Source organism: Paenibacillus maysiensis, assembly GCF_000520815.1.
Classification (GTDB): Bacteria; Bacillota; Bacilli; order Paenibacillales; family Paenibacillaceae; genus Paenibacillus; species Paenibacillus maysiensis.
In genome coordinates this window covers 1-25,633 of sequence record NZ_ASRY01000074.1, presented here as the reverse complement: position 1 = coordinate 25,633, position 25,633 = coordinate 1, and the positions used below count along the sequence as shown (strand labels likewise).

Here is a 25,633-nt window from a genome sequence, read left to right as displayed (position 1 = left end):
TAAACAGACATCTAACATTCACTTTAGCGAAGAAGCCATTTTTACAAGCATAAGCCTGAACGTTGTGTACTCTGCCATTCAACCGAATCTATCATTATGTCCAAAGGTGCATTCATTTGTGCCCACTGTTATCTCAAAAGCACGTACAAGTACCCTACCAAGTTAGAGAGCTACCACCGTTCCAAAGTCGCCTTTCTGGTAAGAATGTACATCGAACATCATAAATGAACAAACTACTTCACACTGCCTGTTTTACGCTCCCTCGAAGCCTCGCCATGCTAATGACCTTTAAAGTGGCCCTATGCTATAATGTGGAAAGTATGGATCGTTACATGTACAGGAGGATGGGAGCAGAATGATCGGGAAATTTTTAATTTTCTCTCTATTATGGAGCTTGCTCGGCAACCCGTTTCTGGCGTTACTCGTACTGCTGATTGTGATCTATATATTGGATCGCAGCTTTGTCGGTGTATTACCCAGCATCAGCAAGCCATGGAAAAGAAGGCGCAATGCTGCCCGGCTGCGTCAACAGATTGCCTTAAATGCCAACGATGTGGCTGCCAAGTTCGATTTGGCTCGTATTTGGATCGAGAGCAAGAAATACGATCAGGCCTTGGAATTGCTGCGGGGCATTGAGTCTCGCTATGAGGGTTCCGCCGATTATTGGAATGCACGGGGAACGGCTGAGGTTCATACGGGCCACATCGAAGGTGGAGAACCGCATTTACTGAAAGCACTGGATATTAACCCACGGGTGCAATACGGTGAGCCTTATTTGCATTTAGCCGCAGCTTTCAAGGAACGTGACATAAGCAAGGCGCTGCATTATCTCCAACAGTTTCAGGAGATTCAGTCTTCCTCCAGCGAGGGCTATTATCTGACAGGCCTGATGTATCGTTTGCTGGGGCGCAAGGATGAGGCCACGGCAGCCTTTAACCAGTCGATTGCCGTCTATCGTTCTCTGCCCAAATACCGCAAACGAAGTGAGCGCAAGTGGGCTGTACGCAGCTTATTCCGTAAACTCATCGGCTAAGACGGATATTTTATCTGAACGGCTTTTCTGGCTTAAAAGCAGCAAAAAAGAGGTCCACTATGGTCAGATACTACTGCCATGATGGACCTCTTTTATCTGTTGCACATACCCTTCTACGCTCACCGCAATGGCGCATAGCCAAGCCGATCCAGCTCCTCGGCAATGACGCGATAGCCGCGGCTGTTCGGGTGCACCCGATCCAGCGAGAGCAGCTCCCGTTCGTAGCCCTCAAACGCAGGGTAAATGTTCGCCACCCGGTAATTCGGACCGCCCAGCGTAGCGAGAAATGAGTTATATTGGCGCACATATATCCCCGCCTCCCTCACGCCCGGAAAAGGATTATACAGCCCTACCATCCGAATGATACATGGCTCACGCTGGCCGGATTTTATCTGATACAGGGCATGTACGATTTGGCGTACATGTTCTTTCGTGCGGTTCAGTGCTTGCGGAATGGACGACGCAGACGAACCGGAGCCTCCAGCAATAGCGCTGGCGTATGGGCGCAGATCATTCCCGCCGATCGTCACCGTTATGAGTTCAGCCCGGCTCAACGCCGACCGAAAGAGTTGATTGTTGCGTACCATCGCCAGCAGCTCCTGCGATGTCAGTCCGTTGATCCCCAAATTCTCGTAACTGACTGGAGTACGAAGACGTTTTTCCGCCATTCGTCGATAGGTAGGCACAAATCCGCTAGTCAGCAGCGTCCCTGCACCTGTCGTTAATGAATCTCCTATAGCTGTGTAGTGGTAACCCATTGGAACCCACCTCCCCGCTAATGCCTTTGCAACCAAAGGCACTTCAACTTTTACATGAGCATGATGTCAATTCCCGACATAACATATCTTATGTAAAAAAAGAGACGCGGGACCCCGTGATTCGCTTATTCTTCGTCCATTTCATACACACAATGAAATTGCCCGCCCTCGGACAAGTCCTCCGACCCATATACGGCAAAGCCCACATTACGGAAAAAGTCTGCCCCTTCCGCGTCCGTATCCACGGTGAGCCGTTTTGGATTACGTTCCTGAATGAGGGTAAGCAGCATACCTCTGGCATATCCTCTATGACGATTTTCGGGCAACACGGCCAGATGCCGGATTACAGTTGTTCCATCCTCCTGCTCCTTAAATCCGACAATACCTACAATAAGTCCTTCATCTTCCACACCGAACAGCTTCCAGTCATCCGAAGCTTGGTAAGTACGTAAAGCTGCCTCTCCGCGTTCAGGATGATCCAGCACGGCGTAGGTTAGCAGCTCCAGAACCTCCTCACGATCCGAATCTGCTTTTATATTTTTAAACATGGTTCATCGTCTCTCCTTATAACCTGAAATGGGAATTACACTCTAGTTCTCCAACATAAGCAACGGCCAGTTATCCAGCCACTGCTTCTCAAATACACGCTGACGAAAAGCCGTCGTATGGCGGAACAATGAACTTTGGCGTACCCGCATATCCAGCAGATCCTTTAATCCATGCGGACAAACGACCTCCATTTGATCCTCGTCATTCAATCTAACCGCTACCGCTGTAGCCGTCTCCGGCCAGCGGCTCATCGCATCCTCTACCGAAGCATAAGGAGCTGTCCCGTTGCGAAGATGCATCCGCGCCTGATTTTTGACAGACCAGTTGCGTCCCGCCTGCTTGCGGTTCAAAGACAGCTCAAGGTGCTCATCCCGTTCCTCCAGCGTATTTTTTGGGTCAAAATAAATAACATCTATATCATTCAAAGGCGTAGGAGTCGTATAACCATGCAGCTTGTCCCATACCCGATTACGTACATAACCTGCGGCAATACAGCCTTGCGGCAGCCTCAGCTCTCGCACATAGCGCAAGTCTTCCAGCACCTGCGGATCATTCATATATTGTATGATTCGTAGCACATCTTCTTCCGACTTCATCCTGCACTCAGCTCCCTTTTTTATGATGACAGTTGCTGCACGGACTCCCCTCCTTGAGCTGCGATCCGGGCTGTACGCTGCGCCAGACGGCGGCGTGCGACTAGCAGGAACGGAATGCCAAGCACGACCGACAGCGCAACCGGAACAAAAACGGCAAGCGGCGCTGTTTGACCATAGGTATCCAGCAGCCAGCCACCAAACAATGGAGCAAGCACGCTACCCAGATTATTAAAGCCAATCGTACCGAAATAGGTCCCTTTATATTGAGCATCTGCAATTTGGTCAATTAATACATCCAGCATCGTGAACAGCAGTACTTCCCCCACTGTAAACAGCACCATATCCAGTATAAACATCCAGCCCGAATTTAACATACCGCACAGCAACAGGCTGACTGCAATACATATATTTCCTGCAATCAAGGAATTCACCGGGGAAAAACGGCTTGCCAGTCGTACCAGCGGATATTGAAAAGCCAATACGCACACCGCGTTGACTGTAAGCATGTATGTAAACCACCGGGTCCCTTCCTCGAAGGATAAGGACAAGAATTGAGGCATTGTGGAATTGGAATGAGCATAGCCCATCACACAAAATACCGTCCCCAGCAAAATCGGCATAAACACCGGATCACGGCTGGCTGTACGGAACGCCTCGCCCATCCGCAGTGGAGCCTCTCCCGCCGTTGTCCCTGAATGCAGATCTGATGCATACCGAGTAAATTGGATCAACAGCAACACCCCGTACAACGCATACACACCAGCCGCTACCATAAACGGTGTACCCGAGGATGCCGATCCCAACATCAAACCAAGCAATGGCCCTGCCACCACACCTACATTAATCGCCGCATATCTCATATTGTAGATGAGCAGTCTTTTCTCCTTGGGGGTTACATCTGATAACAGCGCCCGCGAGGTTGGCTCGAACAAGGATCTGCACAGTCCATTCAGAGCATTGATGACGAAAAAGGCCCAAGCCGCTTCAGCCAACGCAAAAGCCACGAATACAAGTGCCCAACTGGCGATGGACACCAGCATCACTTTACGTCGTCCGATCCGGTCGGAAATATATCCACCGTAAAAGCTGGCAAAAATGCCAACTAATGAACTGACCGATACGATCATCCCTGTATGAAAAGGGGATACCCCCAATCGGGTAGTCAAATAAATGGACAAAAACGGGATACTCATGGATGTCGCCATCCGACCAAATATAGTACCCGCAATAATCGTCCAGGCCAGTGGGTGAATCGAACGAAACTGTTCTTTCATATCTGTTATCTATGTCTCCTTCTCCGCCCTGTCTCCAGAAAAAAACTTGCGCACAGCTTTTCCATCTGTGTGCAAGTCTAACAGGGAAAATTCCAACGGTTACTGACGGATATATCGTTCCAGTTCCCTACACGTTGCCTGATAAGCAGACTGAAGGGCAGCCAGCTTCTCTTGTGCAGCTTCAAGTCGGTTCTCCCGTGCAAGCTGCTCAATATCGGAAAATAACGTGGACAAACGCCCAATTCCCAGACTCACGCTACCTGATTTCAGCTCGTGAGCAACCTCCACTACTTTTGCTGATTCGTCCGCAGTAGCCAGTTCAATTAATGTGCTTATTTTAGCAGGTGTATCACTGGTGTACATCTCTACGAGTGAAGCCAGCAATCCCATGCTGCCATCCTCGTCCAGCAGCATAATTTCATGAATAACTTCTTCATTAAGGATAGGCTCGGCAGCGGCCATGGGAAGGCATTGGATGAGCTTCTCAGACAGTCGTTCGATCATTACCGGCTTCAACAGATAGTCGTTCACCCCAACTTCCCGGCCCCTCGCTCTATCCTCCTCTGACACGTTCCCTGTCAAAGAAATGATTGGCACCGGGGGTAGCTTGTCCACCGCTTCACGCTGGCGAATGGCCCTTGCTGCATCAATACCATTCATGATGGGCATATGTTGATCCATCAAAATACAAGCATAAGTCCGTTGAGAGGCCGCTTTTACGGCAGCCTCTCCATCCTCCGCGAAATCAATATGCTGGAATCCCAAGTGACGAAGCTGTAACTCGACCACCTGACGATTAACCCGATTATCCTCGGCTACCAGAATAGCGAGGGAATGACTATGCTCACGCAGCCACTCACCAAGCCCTGTCAGCTCGGCGCTTTCATGCTCCTTCACTTCGTCTGCCTGCCCTGTTCCCCTGACAAGAGGAACCTCAAACCAGAACGTAGAGCCTTGACCTTCCTCACTGATGACTCCAATCTGTCCCTTCATCAGATCAACGAATGAACTGCATATCCATAGCCCCAGTCCGGTTCCTCCATATTGTGAAGAGCTGCCTTCCCCTGCCTGCACATAGGGCTGAAATAACTTGACCTGATCCTCCGGTGAAATCCCGATGCCTGAATCCTGCACCTCAAACCGAATACGCTGGGAATCTTCTGTTTCTTCTACCAGCTTCGTTCGAACAACTAGCAATCCATCGCTCGTAAATTTATTGGCATTGTTCAGCAGATTGAGCAAAATCTGCATGATCCGTGCGGAATCTCCCTCCAGATGGTCTGCTACGCCGGAATCGGCCTCTATGCTTAGACGATTTCCCTTCTGATAGATTTGCGGCTCCAACAACTGGGCAACGTGGCTCATAATCGCCTGAACCCTGACGCTCCCGATCTCCAGCTCCATTTGTCCCGCTTCCACCTTGGATATATCAAGGAGGTTATTAATCATATTTAGCAGCAAAGATGCCGATTCGCGTATGACACTGATCGCCTGCCGTTGATCCGGGGAAAGCCTGGATGAGCCCAGCATTTCGATCATCCCGAGTATTCCGTTCATCGGAGTCCTGAATTCATGACTGACCACTGCAAGAAAGGTGCTTTTCAAGTCATTCGCCCGTACCGCTTCTTCCTTTGTCCGCTTTAAATCTTCATTGCTTTTGGCAAGCTGACGCTGCAAATTGACAAGCTCATTATTCATCGCTGAAAATTCATTCAGCATCTTTTCTTCTTCAGCCTTGCTTTTCACAATCTCATCTCTTAATTGCTCAATCGTTTTCCGCAGGACAGCCATTTCTGCTGCCGGTTCCTTCATATAAAAGGCCCCCTTTACCCAATGACTCCTGGTTACAAATATTTTAAACTGCCTCACACCCTGGACGACAGCAGGTGTTCTGCTACCTCCAGCGCTTCCTCTGCATCAGGTGCACAGCCGTCCGCCCCTATTTCCTGCCACAAGCACGGATCAAGATTAAAGGGCAAACCACCGACCATAATTCTCACATGACATGTAGCAGCCTGTCTGCGGTTACCTGCGAGTAAATACTCCAAATATTGACCCACATCAGCCGCTAACGAATTATCATTCGTAATAAAAGAGGCGTATTCCCCTTTTTTCCAATTTACTGTATCCCCAAATCCAGATGCATCAGCACCATCGTTTTATCCGAATGACGGAAATGCATTCACCTGCGGTATATTGCTGTATACTCATGTACAGCTCCTTTCCCGACAAGGCCGTATTTATATCCATAGACTGTAACTGAGGGAACATCCGAGTGTGACTATTTGTCAATTATACCTGATTTCCGCCTTTACATTAACCCCGCTGCCTAAGAATGCGTGTAAAAAAATAAAATACCGGAAAACCGGTATTTTATTTATAAGCCTATTTAGCTCGGATATTTACAGCTTATTAGTTGTTACTTTTCTGTCCCTCAGCCGTTAGTCCCAGCTTTTTTAGCAGATGAATGGCCTGTTCTTTCTCTTGCACGGACAAGCCGTCCACTGTCTCCATAATAACACGATGATGCTGCGGAAATATTTGCTCAAAGAAATGACGTCCCTCGTCAGTCAGTTCTGCATAAATCACACGCCGATCATCCTGTGATGCACGCCGGGTGAGCAGCTTTTTTTTCTGAAGTTTATCTACGACGTACGTAATATTTCCACTGGAGATCAGCACCTTTTCACCAATTTTCTGCAAGGGCTGCGGTCCACGATAATATAACAGATCAAGTACACCAAATTCCGTTGTGTTCAATCCATGACTATGAATATCCCGATTCGTACGGGATGTGACCGAATTATAGGCGCGAGCCAGCACAACAAACAAGTTAAGCGCCAAGTCCTGATCATCTGGTTTTACTGACATATTAACAAGCCTCCGTTACTTATATCTTTATTCAAAGATATATTAATTGCAAACTTTTGTCAAGTTCAACCTTTTTATCCCCCTGGTTACGAAGTTGTATTATGCGAAAACTACAGTCTATTATGTAAAAAAGCCCGACCCCAATCGGCACAAGAAGCGCCTTCCGGGAGAGCAGGGCTTTCATTATTCAATCTCCAACTTCTTTCGTAGTAGCTTGTAAACAACCCTGCCAAAAAGCACTCCCAGTACATTCAGGATCACATCATCCACGTCCATCGTGCCTGCGCCGAGCAGCATTTGGCACACTTCAAGAATTATAAGCGCGGCCGCCACGGTCAGCAACAAGCTGCCTAATCTGCGTAAGGCTACCCAAATGATAGGCAGAAGGATGCCAAACGGGACGAAGACTCCGATGTTACCGAACAAATTGACACCCCACACCCGAAAAGGAAGCGACTGTGCCGCCCTCATATATCGCCCGATCGTATCCAGCGGAACGATATTATATGAATATGGAGGACCCGGTCGTAATGTACGCCCAAAACCAAGAAACATCCAATATAATAACAGCCCCGTATATAAAATGAATACCACAAAGGCTACATTGCGAAGCAGACGAGCGTTAGGCATCACTTGTTTCGAACGTCAATCTGTCCATTGGCCCGTGCGATAATAACCTGGTCTGCCATATTAATGAACAGTCCGTTATCGACCACCCCCGGAATTTGGTTCAATTGGATTTCCAGCTCTTGCGGGTTTTCAATGGTTCCGTAACGACAGTCGGCAATATAATTGCCGTTATCCGTCTGGAAACGCTCCCCGTCCTTCATTCGCCACTCAGCCCGGCAGCCTGTCTGCTGTAATGCCTCCAACGTCCATTCACTGGCAAAGGGTACGACTTCGACTGGTAATGGAAATGCACCCAGTACCTTCACATCTTTGGACTCGTCCACAATAATGATTAGCCGGTTGCTGTTGCTTTCCACGATTTTCTCTCTCAGTAAAGCTCCACCTCCACCCTTCACCAGAACAAGCTGCTCATTCACCTCGTCCGCTCCGTCAATCGTTACGTCGAGTCGTCCAATCTGATCAAATGGAACGATGGGAATTCCCAGTTCTCTGGCCTGATCCTCCGAAGCTTGGGAAGTAGCTACAGCCTGTATATGTAAGCCTTGCGCCACACGCTCACCTATTTTTTGAATGGCCCAATAAGCTGTGGAGCCTGTGCCCAGTCCTACTTTCATGCCGTCCTCAATGGCTTCTACTGCTTTTTCAGCTGCTTTTTGTTTCAAATTCATTATCATCACTCCCGCTATATAGGCTAGTATGGTTCATCATTCATTTTATATAAAAACGTTTTATAAAGACACTGTCAGCTTCTTACTGTAACAAAGACTATTTTCATCCTCTTCATATTCACCAAATCGTTCAATAGGCTCATATCCCTGCTTCGTATAGAGAGCAATGGCTTCAGGTTGAGCAGCCCCTGTCTCCAGCTTGATTCTTATAGTGCCTCGTTTACGGGCCTCTTCTTCCAGAAAAGCTAACAGACTGACGGCAATGCCTTGCCTACGATAAGAAGAATCGACATAAAATCGCTTAAGCTCCATCTCTTCCGCATCTATAGGCCTAAGTCCGCCGCAAGCGACCGGTTTTGTATCCGAATACACAACAGCGAAAATCATTTCTTTAACTTTCGGATTGGAAAAATCAACCAAGTAAATTTCATCAGCAGGATACCTTTTCAGCAAATCCTCATCCAGACTTTGAATCAATTCATGCAGATCTGCGTGATCACTTTCAACCTTTACAATCGTAAGCTTGGACATTCTCTTCATCCCTCTTCCTATGTCGTGGCTATATTGACTCATTTTGCAAGGAACCCGCAAAAACCGCGGCATATCAAGCATCTGTAACGCCAAATATGAAAAATGTCCCAAATTGACAAGTGCATTTGACTCTATTATAAAGTATGATGGTTTCTATTGGATACCTTCTTAAAGCCTGAAATGAATTTCATTTTCAAGTTGAAGTATAAAATGGAATATACTGAAGCACGCACAGGAATTACCCGGTAAAAATTAATTTTTTATTGGGCTAGGTATTCATTTCAAGGGCTTATCGTACGACATATATATAGGGATACATACTTATTTAAAAAGGACTAAAGACCTATTAACAAAACTTCAAGAGGTCTATTGCCTTAATTAATATGTTTGTAAGGGGAACTAAATTATCTCATTCGATAAGCGGTTCAACACCAATATACAAAAATTACAACCAGGGAGTGGAACATTTTGCAAAAGTGGAGTAGCTTATCATTCTTCACCAAGAACTTATTATTATCTTTCTTCAACATCGTATTGATTGGGCTAGTCCTTATTGTGTCCAGTTATTTGATCCAACGTACGATTTTGATAGACCAATTGCATGGGCAAGTGGAAAAAATCACATTAAAGTGGGCTGAGGGAATTAATGTAAATGAAGTAACCCAAGCCGTTCAGGAAAAAAGTTATGATGGTCCCGTTCAGGCCAAACTACGCACTTATCTGGATAACATCACAGCGACGAACCCAAATATCTCTCAGGCTTATATCTTCGGAACCGAGCTGGAAGACGGTGACCAGACATCTATTGTAGCGATGCCTACCGCTCTGAGAGAAGCATTCGAAAAAGATAAATTGGGTGTCGGCGCTATGTACAAACAACCCTCTGTTGTCGCAGAAGGCGTAAGCCATATGCTGGATACCGGAAAACCGACGTTTACCAGTTTCTATGATGACAGCTTCGGTACGTGGACAACCTTGACGTATCCGCTTAAAGATTCAAGTGGCAAAATCTTTGCATATTTTGCTGTCGATGCAGATGCAGGCGCTGTACCTGCCGGTTTGACCAAGCTGCTGATCAGCGGTGCTACCATTCTGGCTATCTTCCTGCTCATCTGCTTGGCGCTCCAATATTGGGTCGTGAAGCGTACGCTGTCCCCTATTAAACAACTGATGTACGGTATCAGTGAAGTAAGCCGTGGAAATCTGGACGTTCAAATTCAAGCAGGGCAAGACGATCTGGGCGTTGTGAATAGAAACTTCAACGATATGGTAAGCCATATTAACAGCATTATGACCAAAGTGAAGCTGACAACTGATGAAGTGAATGAATCGGCGAAGGAATTACTCGCAATCTGCGAACAAAACGGAATCAATTCGAACATCATCAATCAGAACATCAATGAAATTACGGGAAATATCCGTGCACAGGAAAAGGCAACGGGCGATAGCGCACGGGCCATGGCTGAAATGGCCTCGGTTATCCAAAATATTGCCGCCAGTTCCGCCACCGTTGCAGAGGAAGCCAATTCGGTAGAGAAGCGTTCTAATGAAGGCAACGAAATCATGGGCAAAGTTTCTTCACAAATGCATTTGATTACCGATACAGTTACGAATACATCCCGTATTATCAAGTTACTGAATGACCGTTCACAGGAAATTGGTAATATCATCGGTACGATTTCAGGCATTTCCAGCCAAACAAACCTGCTTGCCTTGAATGCTTCTATTGAAGCAGCGCGTGTCGGTGAGGAAGGTAAAGGCTTTGCCGTGGTTGCCAGCGAAGTACGCAAGCTGGCAGAACAAACAGCGGATGCAACGAAACAAATCACGCCGCTGATCGAAGAGATTCAAAGTGAAATCGGTCAGGCTGTGAAATCGATGGATCAAGGTAACGTTGAGGCACAGAGCGGAATCGTCGTAGCCGGACAAGCAGGCGAGCTGTTCAATAACATTCTTCAAGCAATCAAAACGGTGGCATGGCAAATTCAAGAAGTATCCAGCGCTACCGAGGAAATATCCGCCGGTACGCAGGAAATGACGGCGACAGCAGATGATCTTTCTTCCACCGTAAGCAAAACAGCTAACAACAGCATTCATATTGCACAAACGGTTGATGAACAACAAGCTTCTCTGGATTCCATCATTGAATCATCCCATAAGCTGTCATCCATGTCGGAAGAGCTTCAGGAAATTACTTCTTATTTCAAAATTGCAGACCCTAACCGCACCAAATCATAATTATCTACTTTGGAACTTATTCAATAAGTAAGTCGTTCGGTAGTGCCTCCCTCCTATTCATGCATTTGACGGGATCGGAGGCATTTACTGACTTTAGCATTCATATTACGACATCATATGTTCAGGAGGTAAGCGTAATGGTTTTATTACTACAAAACAGTACACAAACAGCGCCATCCCCATTCCTGGTTCCTTTGGATTTTTCACGTCTGCAACGCAAACATACATACTCTACTTATCAGGTAGAGTTAGAACCAAGCATCTCGAAGCTGTTGCATCAGCAAACGTCAGCGGAAGAACAACATGCCATGCTTCTGTCAGTATATGCAGCATGGCTGTATCGTCTGTCCGCAGAAGAAGATATCTCCCTCTCTACTTTCGTGCCTCAATCCGGTATACTCACAGCTTCACTAACAATAGAAAATAATACTAATTTCCATGAGCTGGCAGACTTGTTTCAGGAAATGCTCCATAAGCCCCAGGCTTATCTGGCAGACCCGCAAGCGGATACCTCGTTTTCGGTAAATCTGCTGGTCAATGAAGATACAGAGCCTCGTATCATGGACTGGGTGATCCGTGAGAACAACGGCACTTACCAAATACAGATTCGGTATGATGAATCACTTCTTCTGGAAACAACGGTTGTTCGGTATACAGAATATTTTGAATTTCTTCTGCGTGGCGCACTCACCAACAGCCATGCCCTTGTCAATTCGGTTGACATCTTATCCGAAGCAGATCGGACAGCCTATGAAGCCTTAAATAAAACAGTTGTGAAGTATCCTGAGCATCAGACCATTCATGGAATGTTCGAGGAAGCCGCTTCGCAGTACCCGGATCGTCCGGCCATCGCTTCCCACGCCGGAGAATATACGTACCGTGAGCTTAATGAACGCGCCAATCAAGTTGCACGCGTGCTATTGTCCAGAGGTCTGGCAAAAGGCGAATTCGTGACCATTTTCATGGAGCGAAGCCTGGAAACCGTCATTTCCCTGCTTGGTATTCTGAAAGCCGGGGGTGTATATGTGCCTGTCGATCCAGCCCATCCAGCCGACCGGAGCAGCTACATCGTCGAGGACACGCGTTCTCCCTTCGTCCTTACGACTTCTGCACTCGTCGGGCAAGCGGCTGAACTATGCGGCTCCATTGAGACGGTCAAAGAAATTCTGGCCATTAACAACGGGCCTCTGGCAGGCTATGCCGCAAGCAATCCGAACGTTAACGTAGGTCCGGATGATCTCGCTTATGTCATCTATACGTCCGGCTCGACAGGCAAGCCGAAGGGTGCCTTGATTGCTCACCGGGGCGTCGTGAACCTGGGGGCTGTCGTACAGCGCGATTGCGATATTACACCTCAGGATGTATTGACTCAATTCGCCACCTATAGCTTTGATGCATCCGTTTGGGATACGGTTGGAGCCTTGTTCTACGGAGCCAAGCTGTACCTGTTGTCCTCTGAGGAACGCGTGTCTGTTGAAGAATTCGCAGAAGCCATCGCACGCACAGGCACGACGATCATTACCATTTTGCCAACCGTGTTCTTTAATCAGCTATCTACGTATTTGTCAGACGAAGGCTACCGCAAATTAGCCAAGGTACGAATTGTCACCGTGGCAGGCGAAGCCCTGTACGGCTCACAAGTTCGGGCCTTCCAGAGCAAATTCGGTACAGATACAGACATCGTGAACGTGTATGGACCGACTGAATGCACCGTAGCAACGACGACCCACCGGGTGCGTGGTGCTGTGCCTGAGCACGTCGTGAACATCCCGATCGGCAAGCCGATTTATAACTACAAGGTCTATATCGTCAACGATGATAACAAGCTATGCCCGATTAACATTCCCGGTGAAGTATGCATTGCTACGCCGGCACTGGCTCACGGCTACCTCCATCAGCCGGAACGGACGGCACAATCGTTCGTGGACAACCCTTTTGTTCCGGGTGAAAAAATGTACCGCTCAGGCGATATCGCCAAGCTGCTGCCGGACGGTACGATTGAATACGTAAGCCGGAAGGATTCACAGCTCAAAATCCGGGGCAACCGGATTGAAATTGGGGAGATTGAAGATCATTTTTCCAAGCATCCGGGCGTTCAGGACGTGTCTGTCGTAGCTGTCAAGGATCACACGGATCAAAATATGCTGGTTGGCTATTACACAACTACGGACGGACAGTCCATTCCGCAAGACGTAATACAGTCTTATATTGCGGACAAGCTGCCTTCCTATTTTGTACCGAGCCATGTCGTTCATCTGGAAGCTATGCCGATTTCACCGACGGGCAAGATTGACCGCAAAAAGCTGGCCCTGCTGCCACTTCCCGAGGCGTCCGACAGCTCCTACGGCGGGGAACCTCTCCGTGAAGGAACTGAAACGCTTATAGCCGAAGCCTGGACACAGGTACTTGGCAAAACCAACATCGGCGCAACAGATGACTTCTTCCTGATCGGTGGCAACTCCCTTCGTGTCATTCATGTGCTGGCTATTTTGAAGCCGCGTTATGGTGTGTTACGTATTGGAGACTTTTTCCGCTACAAAACCGTTCGTGAGCTTGCCGAATACGTGGAGCAATTGGGTACGGAACAAACACCTCAACGCAAAACGATAGCAGTTACACAAGAAAAAACAGACCTGAATGAGCATCCTATAGAGCTTTCAGGCAGCGCGGATGTAGCTGAATTGCGCGACATGAATGTTGTGTTATTGACCGGGGCTACAGGTTATCTCGGTTCGCATATTCTCTATGACCTGCTTCAACGGACGGGAGCCAAAGTGTATGCCATGGTACGCCCTTCTCAGGACGGTCCATCCGGCATCGAACGTATTCAATCCGTATTGACAGGATATTTTGGACCAGACGTTTCCAGCCTGATCGAAGGACGGGTCAAAGCGGTGTACGGTGATCTGGAGCAGACGGACCTCGGCCTCTCTGACGTTGACCGCCATATGCTGGAGCATCAAATTGACGGTATTATTCACAGCGCCGCTGACGTTCGCCATTTTGGTGATTCGGCTGCCTTTGACCGTACGAATGTAACCGGAACGCTGGAGTTGCTGAAAATTGCTCAGGCCAAGCCGGGGGTATCTTTTCATCATGTCTCAACCATGGGCATACCGGAGGATCTGGCGAATGAAGGACAATGGGAATCCGTATTGGAGCTGTCCTCCTTCCCTGACGAGCTACAGGTGGACAACCTGTACACGAACAGTAAGCTCGCAGCGGAAAAGCTGCTGTTCCAGGCGGCCCAGTCGGGTACACCTGTCTCTATCTATCGTGCAGGCAATCTGACGGCCCACTCGGCTAACGGACGTTTCCAGCGCAATATTGATAGTAACGCCTACTACCGGATGATGAAGGCAATGCTGCTGCTAGGCAAAGCGCCACAGGCTGATTGGCATACGGACTTCACGCCGATTGACTATGCGAGCCGCGCTATTGTGGAGCTATCCGTGCATCAAAAAAGCGCAAACCGCATTTTCCATATTTGCAATCCGAACCCGCTGCCGTATGATAAGCTGATTGCTATGGTCAACCAGCTTGGATACGCAGTAAAAACGATGCCTTTTGACGAGTACAGCGCTTGGCTGCTGACCCCGTCTTCGGGCATTCAGGAGGATGCGTTGCACCTCGCTATGGGCCAACTGGAAGGGGACGGAGCCAAGGATTCGGCTTACCGATACGGCTGTCCTGTGACCGCCGCTCTACTGGATCAGGCCGGTGTGCAATGCCCGACAACCGATCTGGAGTTTATTCAAAGCATGATCCAGCATGCGGTTGAAATCGGTTATTTCCCTGCCGCATCGTCGGTATCGACAAAAGCAACACAGAGGTAACAAAGTTGTGATATTTCCCCCGCGTGTATTAGGTATGATAGACTAGATTTTGCTAATAGATATCTGGTTTACATATCTGCACTTTTAGAATTTTTGCATGCGGGGGATGTCATCACATGAAACACGTCATATTCAAAAGAACGATGCTGATTATGAGCATGGTAGCTATTTTAGGGATACTAGTGTACGAAGCACGCGCCATCTACCATCCACCCGTTGTTAAAGGGACCCACCGTACACGTACGGCTAATGCAGATCGGCTGGTACGACATTTATTCTCTCTGACGCCAACGCCGGATAAAGTATATTACCAAAACAAAGTCATTGTTCTGATGTACCATGAGGTAACCAAAACTCCACCCGATCCCGGCGCTCTCAAGCTCAGCAATTTGACAAAGCAACTGGATGAAATGAAAGCCAACGGCTTCCACTGGATCACGATGAAAGAGTATACGGACTTTATTCTGCATAAAGCCAAGGTGCCCGATAATGCTGTACTCATGACCTTCGACGACGGCTATGAATCTTTTTATACAGACACCTTTCCCGTGTTGAAAAAGTACCGTGTACCGGCAACCAATTTTCTCATCACATCCACGATCAGTAATCCCAAGCACATCGGTATTCCGAAACTGACCTGGGAACAAATCCAGCACATGCATGCTGAAGGTGTTGATTTTTACAATCACACCAATGACCAGCATGCGTATGGATACACAAATGTAGCACGCACCAAGGAAAAACCGCTTCTCATGGGTCCGGTATATTCGAAAAAGCTGGGGCGTATGGAAACCGAGGGCGAATTTAAACAGCGGGTTTACAACGATTTGGACACCGCCGACAAGAAGCTGTTCAAGCATCTTCATAATGATCGCAACGTCCTTGCCTTTCCGTATGGAGGATATACCAAGGAAACGCTGGAAATTTGCCGCGCCTTGGATATTGACGTTACCTTCACGGTGAAGCGTGGCATTAACTCACCTGGACAAACGAATGGCTATCGTGTTAATGCAGGCGGAATACACAATATTCCGGAAGTATTGGTGCAGTACATGAAGGAAGGCGCTCCAGAGCGGCCATTGCCTTTTGCCCAAGGTCCTAACAAAGCGTCCTGAACTTTGGTATAACAAAGAACCTTTGAACCATGTATTTCGTGGTTTCAAAGGTTCTTTTGCTAATTTTGAGGATGATTATGAGCTTATTTCAGGGCCAGAGGCGAAGGACTGCAATAACAGCCAGATGCACCGGATAAAAGCTGCGCCACAACCAGCGCGGTACCCGTTTATAAAAGCCACTCTCCCCCGATGCGAAGCATGCGATAAGAATGGTGGACAGCAGACTAAAATGCTGGAGATTCGCGTGATGCACCATGTCATATACGACGTTCAGTGCAAAATGTGCGGCAACCATCATATACGAGCGGGTGTAGCGATAAATGAGGATGAGCAGCAGCCCGTAGGCTCCGTAATCCATCAGGGTAAGCTCCATGACCAGTGCTGTCAGCACATACAAGCCTGCCATAGCCGCTCCATTTTTCAGGCGGGACGCGGCGGTCAGTGCCAGCAGCGAGGTCAACAACGTCCAGACCACGTTTGGCCTGTACACATCGAACGCCAGCATATAGGGCAACTGAGAAATCAGGGCGATACCGAGCAAGCGGAGCATATAGCTTCGCATATTCCGGGTGCGGGCATACCCCATATACAGCGCATACGCATAGATTGGAAAAGCAAGCCTGCCGGCAATTCTCCAGACCGGATCAGTGGGGAAAAATACAAGTCCGATATGATCAATCAGCATGGTCAGCATGGCTAACCAGTACATATAAGGCCCCCTTTTTTCTTGTTCCACATCTTCTTTTACGTCTTCTCTTCCGTCAAGCTTAAAATAGCGTTCATGATGTCCGTTTTGGTAACCCGACCCACCAATTCATTGGCCTGAATGGAGGAGGTCTCCATACACTGCTCGTCCATGACCGGAAGGCAATTGACCTGATGACGAACGAGCCTGGATATCGCCTCCAGTAGAGAAGCACCCGGAGTAAGTGTCGCCATTTGTGCCCGTCGCGTCATCGCCATCGTTACCGGAACGGCGTGAAGATCTGTATGCCCCAGTGTCACCTTCAGCAGATCCTTGCGAGTAACAATTCCGATCAGCTCCTGATCCTCTCCCGTGACCATCAACGTACCCGTATTTTGCTGAAACAACATCAGTACCGCATCGTAAGCCGTAGCGTCACCGGAAATCAAAATCGGATCACTGAGCACATCAGCCACGGTCAGCTTTTTAAGCATGGTTCCGATATGACTATCATATTTAGGGTAACGTCCTGGCAAATATCCCACCTTGGGCTTGGCGTCTACCAGACCGAGCATGACGAGCAAAGCAAGATCGGAACGGAGGGTCGGTTTCGTCAGCCCTAGCTCCTCAGCGATTTTATCCCCCGTAACAGGCGCCAGGCGCTGGACAATATCAACAATTTCCCGCTGTCTTTCAGACAGTTGAATAATGATTACCTCCTTATAGAATGGGGTAGTATACATTATAGATGAGCATAGATCGGTAAATTTCCGCATTTTCCGACAATTCATCAAATCTTAATCAAAGACCGCTTGTTTTCAATTTTAAAATGTGTCACAATTAGTATGTAATACATACTAATTATAAGTTTAACGTGTACAATATGCCACCTTTTATTTAGCTGATGTGCATGGTGTGTGATATGTATTATGAATTACAAAACCCTGAGGAGGAAAGCAAATGAAGTTTTTCTTGGATACTGGTAACATTGAAGAAATCAAACGTATTGAACGTTTGGGTCTGGTTGATGGTGTAACAACGAACCCTTCGCTGATCGCTAAGGAAGGTCGGGTGTTCAAGGAAGTCATTCAGGAGATTTGCAGTATTGTTGAAGGCCCCGTAAGTGCTGAGGTCATTGGCTTGAAAGCCGAGGATATGCTCAAGGAAGCTTATGAGATTGCCAAATGGGCACCAAACGTTGTTATTAAGCTGCCTATGACTGAAGACGGTTTGTATGCTTGTAACGAGCTGACCAAGAACGGGATTAAAACGAACGTAACGCTGATTTTCTCCGCGGCTCAAGGTTTGATGGCTGCCAAAGCTGGCGCTACTTTTATCAGCCCGTTCGTAGGACGTCTGGATGATATCGCCGTTGATGGTATGAAGCTGATTCGTGACCTGAGACAGATTTTGGACATTTATGGTCTGAAAGCCGAAATCATTGCAGCCTCCATCCGTAACATCAAGCATGTGGAAGATGCTGCTCTGTCTGGTGCGCATATTGCCACCATTCCAGGTTCCCTGCTTCCTTCTCTGTGGAAACACCCACTGACTGACAGCGGTATTGAACGCTTCCTGAAGGACTGGGAAACTGTACCTAAAGCCTAATTCGCCCGAAACGGCAAAAGTATATTGCTTTAAACCCGAACAGCCCGTATATTGCGGGCTGTTTTTTGTGCCTCCGCATCATTTTCTCCAGCGCTCAGGCACGAAGTTATTCGATTCAGAACCTCCCGAAATTGATTCTGAGTGATGACAGCATCTATCATGGTGATGCAGTTATAATCGCATTATCCATGACTCCTCTCTCCAAATCAGGTCCAGATCATAGTGATCGGTGAACAACTTTTTTTGACAAAACAACTTGTTTTACATATAATTGTTTTAACAATTAATTTATTTTTGAATTAATTTATGTACGGAAAACAGAAAGGAAGCTACTCATGAATAACTTGCCCCCGGATTGTTCCATCGGCATGCTGCTCGGCATTACCCACCGTAAGATGAGCCAGCAGCTTATGCAGCGCCTTAAACCTTTTGATATTTCCCCTGAGCAATGGTCGGTGCTGTATCAAATTTATCAGGCCGAGGGCCTAAATCAGAAAGAAATTGCGGCCAAGGCCGTCAAGGACCAGCCGACTACGACCCGAATTATTGATTTGTTGGACAAGAAGGGTTGGGTTCGCCGTGTGAATAGTCCACAGGATCGTCGGGCTTATTTGCTTCATTTGACCGAAGCAGGCCGACAACTTGTAGAGGAAACCCTTCCTGTCGAACGTGACGCCAACCATGATTTTGTAAAAGGAATTACCTTTGCTGATATGGAGCAATTCCGCCAGACACTTTTACACATTCACGCTAACATGACCGAATCAGAGAAACAAGGAGAGACCGACTAACATGCAACAAGGCAAGCAACCTCTTTGGACCAAGGAATTTATCGTTTTAACGGTATCCAATCTATTTTTATTTCTCGAATTACAGATGATCCTGTCTTCCATTCCTTCGTATGTAAAAAATACATTCCACGCCAGTTCCGTCCAGATCAGCCTCGTTACGACGCTGTTCGCATTAAGCGCGATTGCGGCCCGGCTTTTTTCAGCCCGTATGCTGGAAAAAGGACATCGCAGCACCCTGATTTTCATCGGTCTGCTGTTCGCGTTGGCGGGCACGCTTGGATACAGCGTTTCACCGACAATTACGGTACTGCTTCTCATGCGCATGCTGTTCGGGATTGGCTTCGGTATGAGCAGTACCGCATTTCCGACAATGGCCTCGGATGTCATTCCCGCCAAGCGCCTCGGTGAAGGAATGGGGTATTTCAGCCTGTCCACCAGCCTGGCGATGTCTATTGGCCCGACTATCGGTATTTCGATGCTGCAATACGGCAGCTTTCATCTGCTGGTATATACGACATCAGTTGTCATTGTCGTTATTTTCCCGCTGGCCTACTGGCTGATTCGTACCCTGCCGAAAGGACATGTTGAGCCGCCGATGGTTCCTTTGGAAGAAGGACGAAAACCGGCATTTAACCGCAAGCTCTGGATTCCAGCCTTGCTGAACATGCTTATGTCTATTACGTACGGCGGATTGCTCGGCTTTATGGCGCTTTACGGGGATGAAGCGAATCTGTCGCATCCGGCTTATTTTTTCCTGTTTAATGCGCTGTCCGTCCTGATCGTACGTCCCTTCTCGGGTCGTATCTATGACAAAAAAGGAGCAAAAGCGCTGCTCATCCCCGGTGCCCTGTTCCTGATCGGCGGTCTTATCCTGCTTTCTTACGCGCATAGTGACGCCTCCATGTATCTGTCCGCTCTTTGCTATGGTATCGGTTTTGGTGTCATGCAGCCGACCTTGCAAACCTGGATGATTCAGGTTGTGTCGCCCAAGCAGCGGGGCATGGCAAACGGTATGTTTCTAAATTCCCTCGATTTCGGGGTAGCTGCCGGTGCCCTTATTCTTGGTATTATCGCCAAAGCCAGCGATTATGCGTGGATGTATCGCCTTTCCTCGCTGTTTATCGTATTGTTCCTGCTCATCTATATTATTCAGATCGCTGTAGGTTGCAGGCCCAAGACACGTGTCCCTATCGAGGGGTAAGCATATTTCAAAAAAGAGCACCCAACACCATGGCTTCATGGAATCGGGTGCTCTTTGGTTTAGGCTCGCTTTTACTTTGCCGGGGTTTTGCGTCTCAACTTGGAAGAAAGCGGTTTTTTTCGTGATATATCTGTCAGCCCTCCAGTGGCGTTCATATGTTCACCGGATTTTTCGTCTGAGGGTTCATCTTGCTTCGGTTTGACCGCAAACAGCATGAGCAGAGCCGCAATTCCGCCCACTCCGGCCATCACGCCAAAGAGCAGACCATGCCCACTGCTTCCGATCAGCAAGGATACAACCGGAGGACCTAGCGATACCCCGACAAAGCGCATACTGCTGTACAGGCTGGTAATCGTTCCGCGCTCCTCTTTTTCAATCCCTTTCGTAATCAAGGCATCCAAACAAGGCAGTGCCAGTCCAATTCCGGCTCCCCCCAATGTAAACAGTCCGATCACCGCATAAATATGTTGAAAAAATCCGAGAATGCCAAAGCTGATCGTCAACACGGCCAACCCGCCAAAACCGATCCATTTCATCCGTTTTTTGTGCTTACCGATGATCTTTCCTCCAATATAAGAACACAGACAGAGAGAAACCAGCGGAATCGCCAGCACGAAACCCTTCCAGACTCCACGAAGGTTGTAACGACTTTCCAGTATGTCAGATAAGTAGAACAGGACGCCAAAAATGACAAACATACAAATGCCACCCACGGCGAAAATAGCATATAGCCAGCGTCCTTTTTCGGTAAGCACCTGCTTCACATTTCCCACAAACTCCCGAACCGTAACTGGTTGGTTCTTACGTTTGGGCGCATGAATCAGCCAAAGCACCAAAATGAGTGAAATCAGACAGAGGCCCGGAATCACCGCCAATGGCAAAAACCAAAGAACTGCTCCCAATGCCGCACCAAGTATCGGACTTAGCACTTTACCGAATGTATTGTACGTCTCAACTACACCCAGATTTTTGCTGACTTCTTCCTCGTTCTCATACAAATCCCCCACGAGCGGAATGACAATGGGAAAAGCCCCCGCTGCTCCGACCCCCTGAAGCAACCGTCCCCCAATTATGGTCCAGTACGCTGCCTGATCATGAAGCAGCCATGCCCCCACCGCAGAAATTCCCCCGCCAATCACCGTCAGGATCAAGCAGGGTACAATCACGGCCTTACGACCAAATCGATCGGAGAGATATCCCGCTATTGGAATCAGCAAAATGGCAACTACTGCATATACCGTAATCAACATGCTAATGCGAAAGGAACTGACATGTAGCTTGCGTCCGATTTCCGGCAAAACAGGAATCAGCATGGAATTGCCTAACGTCATCATCAGCGGGATGGAACCTAATGCAAGCAGATTCCCTTTATTTTGTTGCATCCCGTTACCACCTTTGCAAAAGTAATAACATAACTGTCCAAAATGGTTCAACAGGTGTTATTGTGTTTACCTTGGTGCGGTTTCATACATCTATACCTTAAATCCTCCAACCCTTGTATTCAGCAATTTCGACATTTCTGCCAGCGTATGAATGGATGAAGCGATATCCTCCATGGAAGCCAGCTGTTCCTCAGCGGCTGCACTGACGCTCTGGGTTCCGCCTGCGGACTGCTCGGCTACTTCACGGATACGCTCTACGGCTTCCACCATTTGCCCCGATCCGGTAGACATCTGTCCCACAGAGCGATTTACACTGTGTATCTGATCGCTAACCTGCTGAATGGAGCCGCCAATCTGACGAAATGCCGTTTCAGCCGATTCCATAATCTTCACGCCTGATTGAACTTCAACCGTTCCGGCTTGCATCGTTGATGCTACATGACCAACATGGTCCTGAATATGCTGTACAAATTGTGTAATTTCCGCTGCTGAAACGGATACCTGATCAGACAGCCTTCTTACCTCAGATGCTACGACAGCAAATCCCCTGCCCTGTTCTCCTGCTCTGGCGGCTTCAATCGACGCATTAAGCGCCAGCATTCCTGTTTGCTTGGCAATACTGGTAATGACGGAACCGATCATTCCAATCTGTTCAGCCTGTTCACTGAGCAGACGTACAGCACGAGCAGAGCTATCTACACTTTCGCTGACCTTTTTCATCTGCCGCATCGCTTGACCGATGGATTGCTCCCCTGCTTGCGCATCTCTGGCAGCCGTATCAGCTAGCTCATATACCTGCTGGCTCGTCACCGCAATATGGTTGAGTCCGTCAGCAAGCTCCTTCACTGTATCGGTGGTGCTTGTAATATCATCGACCTGATGCTCCATACCAGTTGCAAGCTCCTCCATCACACTGGAAGTATGACGATTGGCCTGGTTCATCTCTTCAGTGCTCAGGCTTACCCGCTCGGCGGTCACAGATAACGTACGGGCTGTATCCTGAGCATCCACAATAATATTGCGAAAGCCCGCGATCAGCTTGTTGTACGAGCTGGCAATCATGCCAATTTCGTCTTTGGATGTAATATCGAGGCGGCTACGCAAATCTCCCCCTCCCTCCGACATCTCCAGCAATTGTTCATTCATGTGATGCAGCGGCCGGATCGAACGAATCAAAATAACTGATTGTGCAATACTGTAAATGATGATCAGACAACCCACAATACTCGTTATCCAGGTTGTGTTCGTCATGGTTTGGTGCGCGTGCTGTATTTTCGCCTTTACCATGTCCTCCTGAGCTTTAACGAACGCCATCATCTTCACATCAAGCTGCTTTCGTTGAACCCGTTCATTTTCAAACACATCGAGTAAATCCGAAAATGGCGGGAACTTGTCCTTAGTACTCCGGTAACCCGCTGTATTCAATAAGCCATGGACATGGTTAAAATAGGCATTGACTCCCGTTTTCAGATCATCCATCTTTTTGTTTATATCCCCATTACTCGTATCGACCAAAGCTTCCGTTTCCCGTAGCAGCTTTTCGATTTCGCTCTGCTTGTTTTCGATCTCTTTACCATACTGTTCGTCCCGGGTTAGCAAATATCCACGCTCGTCATTAGATATTCCGTTCAATAAAAATTGAAGAGATTTTGAATTATATACAATGGTCTCCTCACGATTCATAATATCCTTATACTCGTTCTCATTGTGCACACTCAGAATGTAATTTGTCAGCAGCATAGCTGCAATGACACCCGGAATAAGCAGTGCACTAAGAATCATTTTGGCCTTGATTGTTAAATTCATGAATCGGTCCCCCAGTTATGTCTGAATAAAATGTCCAACTTACTATATATCGTTTAAATTAGAGAAGTTTTTGAACGAAACAAGAAAAGTGTATAGATTTCTCAATGTATTTGTGACAATATTATGAACCAAAAAAGCCAGCTTCATTTTCTGAAGAAGCAGTTTAAAAATGATATACTATTTTTTTATGTAGTATAAATGTCAAGGAGGGACTTACTTGAGTAGTTTGGAACTTACACCGCTTGTTCGTGGACTGAAGGAGCTGGAAATTCGTAGCTGTCTGATCGTTCAGCAGGGGAACATTATGCTGGAATACTACCGTGAACCTCAATTCGCGAATGAACTCTATAAAATAAACTCCTGCACCAAAAGCGTGGTTGCCGCACTAGTCAGCATCGCAATGGATCAGCAAATCGTACCACAGCCGGACACGCCTATCCTTAATTTTTTTCCCCAGATTGCCGAGGACAGCGATACGCGAAAACGTGATATTACGATTGAACATCTGTTAACGATGTCCGCGGGCTTTAACTGGACTGAATTTGGCGGGCAAAATTCATTTCCGACGATGAGCCGAACATCAGACTGGGTACAATTTGTGCTGTCACAGCCACTGGCTGATGTACCAGGCACACGAATGGAGTACAACTCCGGCTGCTCCCAGCTTTTGGCTACCATTTTGCGTCATGCTTCTGGACAAGCGGTAGCTGAATTTGCCGAGCAGCAGTTATTCCAACCGCTGGGTATCGAAAGCTACCACTGGGAAACCGACCCGCAAGGCACTCATACAGGAGGCTTTGGACTGCGTCTCAAACCCATGGACATGCTCCAATTTGGATTGCTGTACCTGAACGAAGGAAGCCGTGAAGGCCGTCAGCTCATACAAGCTGAGACCGTCCGGCACTCCACCCGTGCGCTCCTTCCGACGGCCAAACCCCAAAAAGCCTTTTACGGCTGGCACTGGTGGGCTTCTTCCTTTTCAGACGAAACGAAGAAAAGCACTGAAACGGACTATTATTACGCGCTCGGCTTTGGCGGTCAATACATTGTTGTCGTCCCGTCTTATGACATGGTGGTGGTCGTTACTGCTGACAAGTTCAAAAAGAAACGGACTCCTGTGGATATATTCAGGCAGTACGTTGTTCCGATGCTTCTCCAGCAAGGATAACCGGCAATTCCAAAGCAAAAAAAGGGCCTGCCCGTTGAATCAGGCAAGCCTCTTTTTGCAATACAATCGTTATACAACAAAATAGCGAATTTTATTTGTAAGCGAGAGTGTACATGACCTATCCCAAGTGAATGGTAAGCTCCTGCTGTCCGCTTGAGGCTGGTGCAATGGTCACACCCTGCTCTCCCGCTTGACTGCTGCCATCCTCGACTTGGATAGCCTCGTGCATCCCTCGCAGTACCAGTGACCATGGTTTAACCGCACCCTCGGCCTTCACCGTTATCACAGCATCCTTGCGACTGGCCGTAACGGTCAGCTCTTCTTTACCTGAAGTGTTCACGATAATCGCTCGAGCCTGCTGGCCTTCGCCCAGTTCGAACAAGTGAAAAGCCACTTGTTCTGCATAATCGTAATCCGGGCGGCTGTCCTCATGACCGATTGCCAGCAGCGTGTTCGGCTTCACCAGCACGGGCAAGGTTGTAAAGTCGTGATGCTCGTTAACCCAGCGACCACCTGTTACGGTTTCATTCGTCAACAAATTCGTCCACTGGCCCTCCGGTACATAATACTGCACATTGCCTTCTTTATTAAAGATCGGGGCTACCAAAATGGAATCGCCCAGCATGTATTGCAGATCCAGCGTTGCACAGGTTGGGTCCTGCGGGAATTCCAATACCATAGCCCGCATCATTGGCAAACCCTTCACCGAGGATTCCACAGCGGACGGATACAGATACGGCATCAGCGAGCATTTGAGCTTTGTAAAGCTGCGTACCACATCCACCGATTCTTCATCGAACAGCCAAGGCACGCGATACGATTCATTTCCGTGCAGACGGCTGTGGGAGGACAGGAGTCCAAATTGTACCCACCGTTTGTACACGTCCGGCGCA

The 25,633-nt window shown here is 47.9% G+C and carries 23 protein-coding genes; 8 read left to right on the top strand and 15 right to left on the bottom strand.

The genetic code is table 11. From position 1 onward, the window contains the following. Positions 1–355 precede the first annotated feature (355 nt). Positions 356–1,033: a tetratricopeptide repeat protein gene (locus L696_RS0104950; RefSeq protein WP_025682655.1), complete on the top strand. Its 678-nt coding sequence runs from the start codon at positions 356–358 to the stop codon at positions 1,031–1,033. Positions 1,034–1,152: 119 nt separating this feature from the next. Here L696_RS0104950 and L696_RS0104945 read toward each other — a convergent pair whose 3' ends face one another. The 10 genes from L696_RS0104945 to L696_RS0104895 form a co-directional block, all read right to left on the bottom strand. After that, on the bottom strand, positions 1,153–1,791 hold the full coding sequence (locus L696_RS0104945) for a GDSL-type esterase/lipase family protein (RefSeq protein WP_025682654.1): 639 nt from the start codon (positions 1,789–1,791) through the stop codon (positions 1,153–1,155). 125 nt (positions 1,792–1,916) lie between these two features. Beyond that, positions 1,917–2,339 carry a GNAT family N-acetyltransferase gene (locus L696_RS0104940; protein ID WP_025682653.1) on the bottom strand — a complete coding sequence of 141 codons (423 nt, stop codon included), beginning with the start codon at positions 2,337–2,339 and terminating at the stop codon, positions 1,917–1,919. Positions 2,340–2,381: 42 nt separating this feature from the next. Continuing rightward, on the bottom strand, positions 2,382–2,936 hold the full coding sequence (locus L696_RS0104935) for a nucleotidyltransferase family protein (protein WP_025682652.1): 555 nt from the start codon (positions 2,934–2,936) through the stop codon (positions 2,382–2,384). Between the two features lie 20 nt (positions 2,937–2,956). Beyond that, complete coding sequence (locus L696_RS0104930; RefSeq protein WP_025682651.1) at positions 2,957–4,210, bottom strand: MDR family MFS transporter; 1,254 nt, start codon at positions 4,208–4,210, stop codon at positions 2,957–2,959. A 99-nt stretch (positions 4,211–4,309) separates the two neighbouring features. Beyond that, positions 4,310–6,022, bottom strand: a complete 1,713-nt coding sequence (locus tag L696_RS0104925; protein ID WP_025682650.1) for an ATP-binding protein — start codon at positions 6,020–6,022, stop codon at positions 4,310–4,312. Between the two features lie 53 nt (positions 6,023–6,075). After that, on the bottom strand, positions 6,076–6,258 hold the full coding sequence (locus tag L696_RS31780; RefSeq protein ID WP_025682649.1) for a hypothetical protein: 183 nt from the start codon (positions 6,256–6,258) through the stop codon (positions 6,076–6,078). Positions 6,259–6,622: 364 nt separating this feature from the next. Then, the gene (locus tag L696_RS0104915; RefSeq protein ID WP_025682648.1) at positions 6,623–7,081 is read right to left on the bottom strand and encodes a MarR family winged helix-turn-helix transcriptional regulator; all 459 of its coding nucleotides are present in this window, start codon (positions 7,079–7,081) and stop codon (positions 6,623–6,625) included. Between the two features lie 183 nt (positions 7,082–7,264). Further along, positions 7,265–7,711 (bottom strand): VanZ family protein, encoded by a 447-nt coding sequence (locus L696_RS0104905; protein WP_025682647.1) that lies wholly within the window; start codon positions 7,709–7,711, stop codon positions 7,265–7,267. Then, the gene (gene rpiA, locus L696_RS0104900) at positions 7,711–8,379 is read right to left on the bottom strand and encodes a ribose-5-phosphate isomerase RpiA (RefSeq protein ID WP_025682646.1); all 669 of its coding nucleotides are present in this window, start codon (positions 8,377–8,379) and stop codon (positions 7,711–7,713) included. The genes L696_RS0104905 and rpiA overlap by 1 nt, the downstream gene beginning before the upstream one ends. 60 nt (positions 8,380–8,439) lie before the next feature. Continuing rightward, positions 8,440–8,910 (bottom strand): GNAT family N-acetyltransferase, encoded by a 471-nt coding sequence (locus L696_RS0104895; protein WP_025682645.1) that lies wholly within the window; start codon positions 8,908–8,910, stop codon positions 8,440–8,442. A 468-nt stretch (positions 8,911–9,378) separates the two neighbouring features. Here L696_RS0104895 and L696_RS0104890 point away from each other — a divergent pair, with 468 nt between their 5' ends. The 3 genes from L696_RS0104890 to L696_RS0104880 all read left to right on the top strand — a co-directional run bounded on the left by L696_RS0104890 (position 9,379) and on the right by L696_RS0104880 (position 16,099). Beyond that, positions 9,379–11,148, top strand: a complete 1,770-nt coding sequence (locus L696_RS0104890; RefSeq protein WP_025682644.1) for a methyl-accepting chemotaxis protein — start codon at positions 9,379–9,381, stop codon at positions 11,146–11,148. A 137-nt stretch (positions 11,149–11,285) separates the two neighbouring features. After that, positions 11,286–14,984, top strand: coding sequence for a non-ribosomal peptide synthetase family protein (locus L696_RS0104885; RefSeq protein WP_025682643.1), 3,699 nt, complete (start codon positions 11,286–11,288; stop codon positions 14,982–14,984). 116 nt (positions 14,985–15,100) lie between these two features. After that, the gene (locus L696_RS0104880) at positions 15,101–16,099 is read left to right on the top strand and encodes a polysaccharide deacetylase family protein (RefSeq protein ID WP_025682642.1); all 999 of its coding nucleotides are present in this window, start codon (positions 15,101–15,103) and stop codon (positions 16,097–16,099) included. A gap of 88 nt (positions 16,100–16,187) precedes the next feature. On the opposite strand, the gene L696_RS0104875 is transcribed toward L696_RS0104880, so the two are convergent. Beyond that, the gene (locus L696_RS0104875; protein WP_025682641.1) at positions 16,188–16,808 is read right to left on the bottom strand and encodes a TraX family protein; all 621 of its coding nucleotides are present in this window, start codon (positions 16,806–16,808) and stop codon (positions 16,188–16,190) included. 35 nt (positions 16,809–16,843) lie between these two features. After that, positions 16,844–17,560 carry a CBS domain-containing protein gene (locus tag L696_RS0104870; RefSeq protein ID WP_025682640.1) on the bottom strand — a complete coding sequence of 239 codons (717 nt, stop codon included), beginning with the start codon at positions 17,558–17,560 and terminating at the stop codon, positions 16,844–16,846. Positions 17,561–17,744: 184 nt separating this feature from the next. On the opposite strand from L696_RS0104870, the gene fsa reads away from it, so the two are divergent. The 3 genes from fsa (at position 17,745) to L696_RS0104855 (ending at position 20,384) form a co-directional block, all read left to right on the top strand. Next, positions 17,745–18,392, top strand: coding sequence for a fructose-6-phosphate aldolase (gene fsa, locus L696_RS0104865; RefSeq protein WP_025682639.1), 648 nt, complete (start codon positions 17,745–17,747; stop codon positions 18,390–18,392). A 335-nt stretch (positions 18,393–18,727) separates the two neighbouring features. Further along, complete coding sequence (locus L696_RS0104860) at positions 18,728–19,183, top strand: MarR family winged helix-turn-helix transcriptional regulator (RefSeq protein WP_025682638.1); 456 nt, start codon at positions 18,728–18,730, stop codon at positions 19,181–19,183. Between the two features lies 1 nt (position 19,184). Beyond that, positions 19,185–20,384: an MFS transporter gene (locus L696_RS0104855; RefSeq protein ID WP_025682637.1), complete on the top strand. Its 1,200-nt coding sequence runs from the start codon at positions 19,185–19,187 to the stop codon at positions 20,382–20,384. 71 nt (positions 20,385–20,455) lie between these two features. Here L696_RS0104855 and L696_RS0104850 read toward each other — a convergent pair whose 3' ends face one another. Further along, positions 20,456–21,766, bottom strand: coding sequence for an MFS transporter (locus tag L696_RS0104850; RefSeq protein ID WP_025682636.1), 1,311 nt, complete (start codon positions 21,764–21,766; stop codon positions 20,456–20,458). 90 nt (positions 21,767–21,856) lie between these two features. Further along, positions 21,857–23,572 (bottom strand): methyl-accepting chemotaxis protein, encoded by a 1,716-nt coding sequence (locus L696_RS0104845; protein WP_025682635.1) that lies wholly within the window; start codon positions 23,570–23,572, stop codon positions 21,857–21,859. 217 nt (positions 23,573–23,789) lie between these two features. On the opposite strand from L696_RS0104845, the gene L696_RS0104840 reads away from it, so the two are divergent. After that, positions 23,790–24,740 carry a serine hydrolase domain-containing protein gene (locus L696_RS0104840; RefSeq protein WP_025682634.1) on the top strand — a complete coding sequence of 317 codons (951 nt, stop codon included), beginning with the start codon at positions 23,790–23,792 and terminating at the stop codon, positions 24,738–24,740. A gap of 118 nt (positions 24,741–24,858) precedes the next feature. On the opposite strand, the gene L696_RS28255 is transcribed toward L696_RS0104840, so the two are convergent. Further along, positions 24,859–25,633: TIM-barrel domain-containing protein (locus L696_RS28255; RefSeq protein ID WP_280740117.1), on the bottom strand; the 775-nt coding region annotated here is incomplete at its 5' end.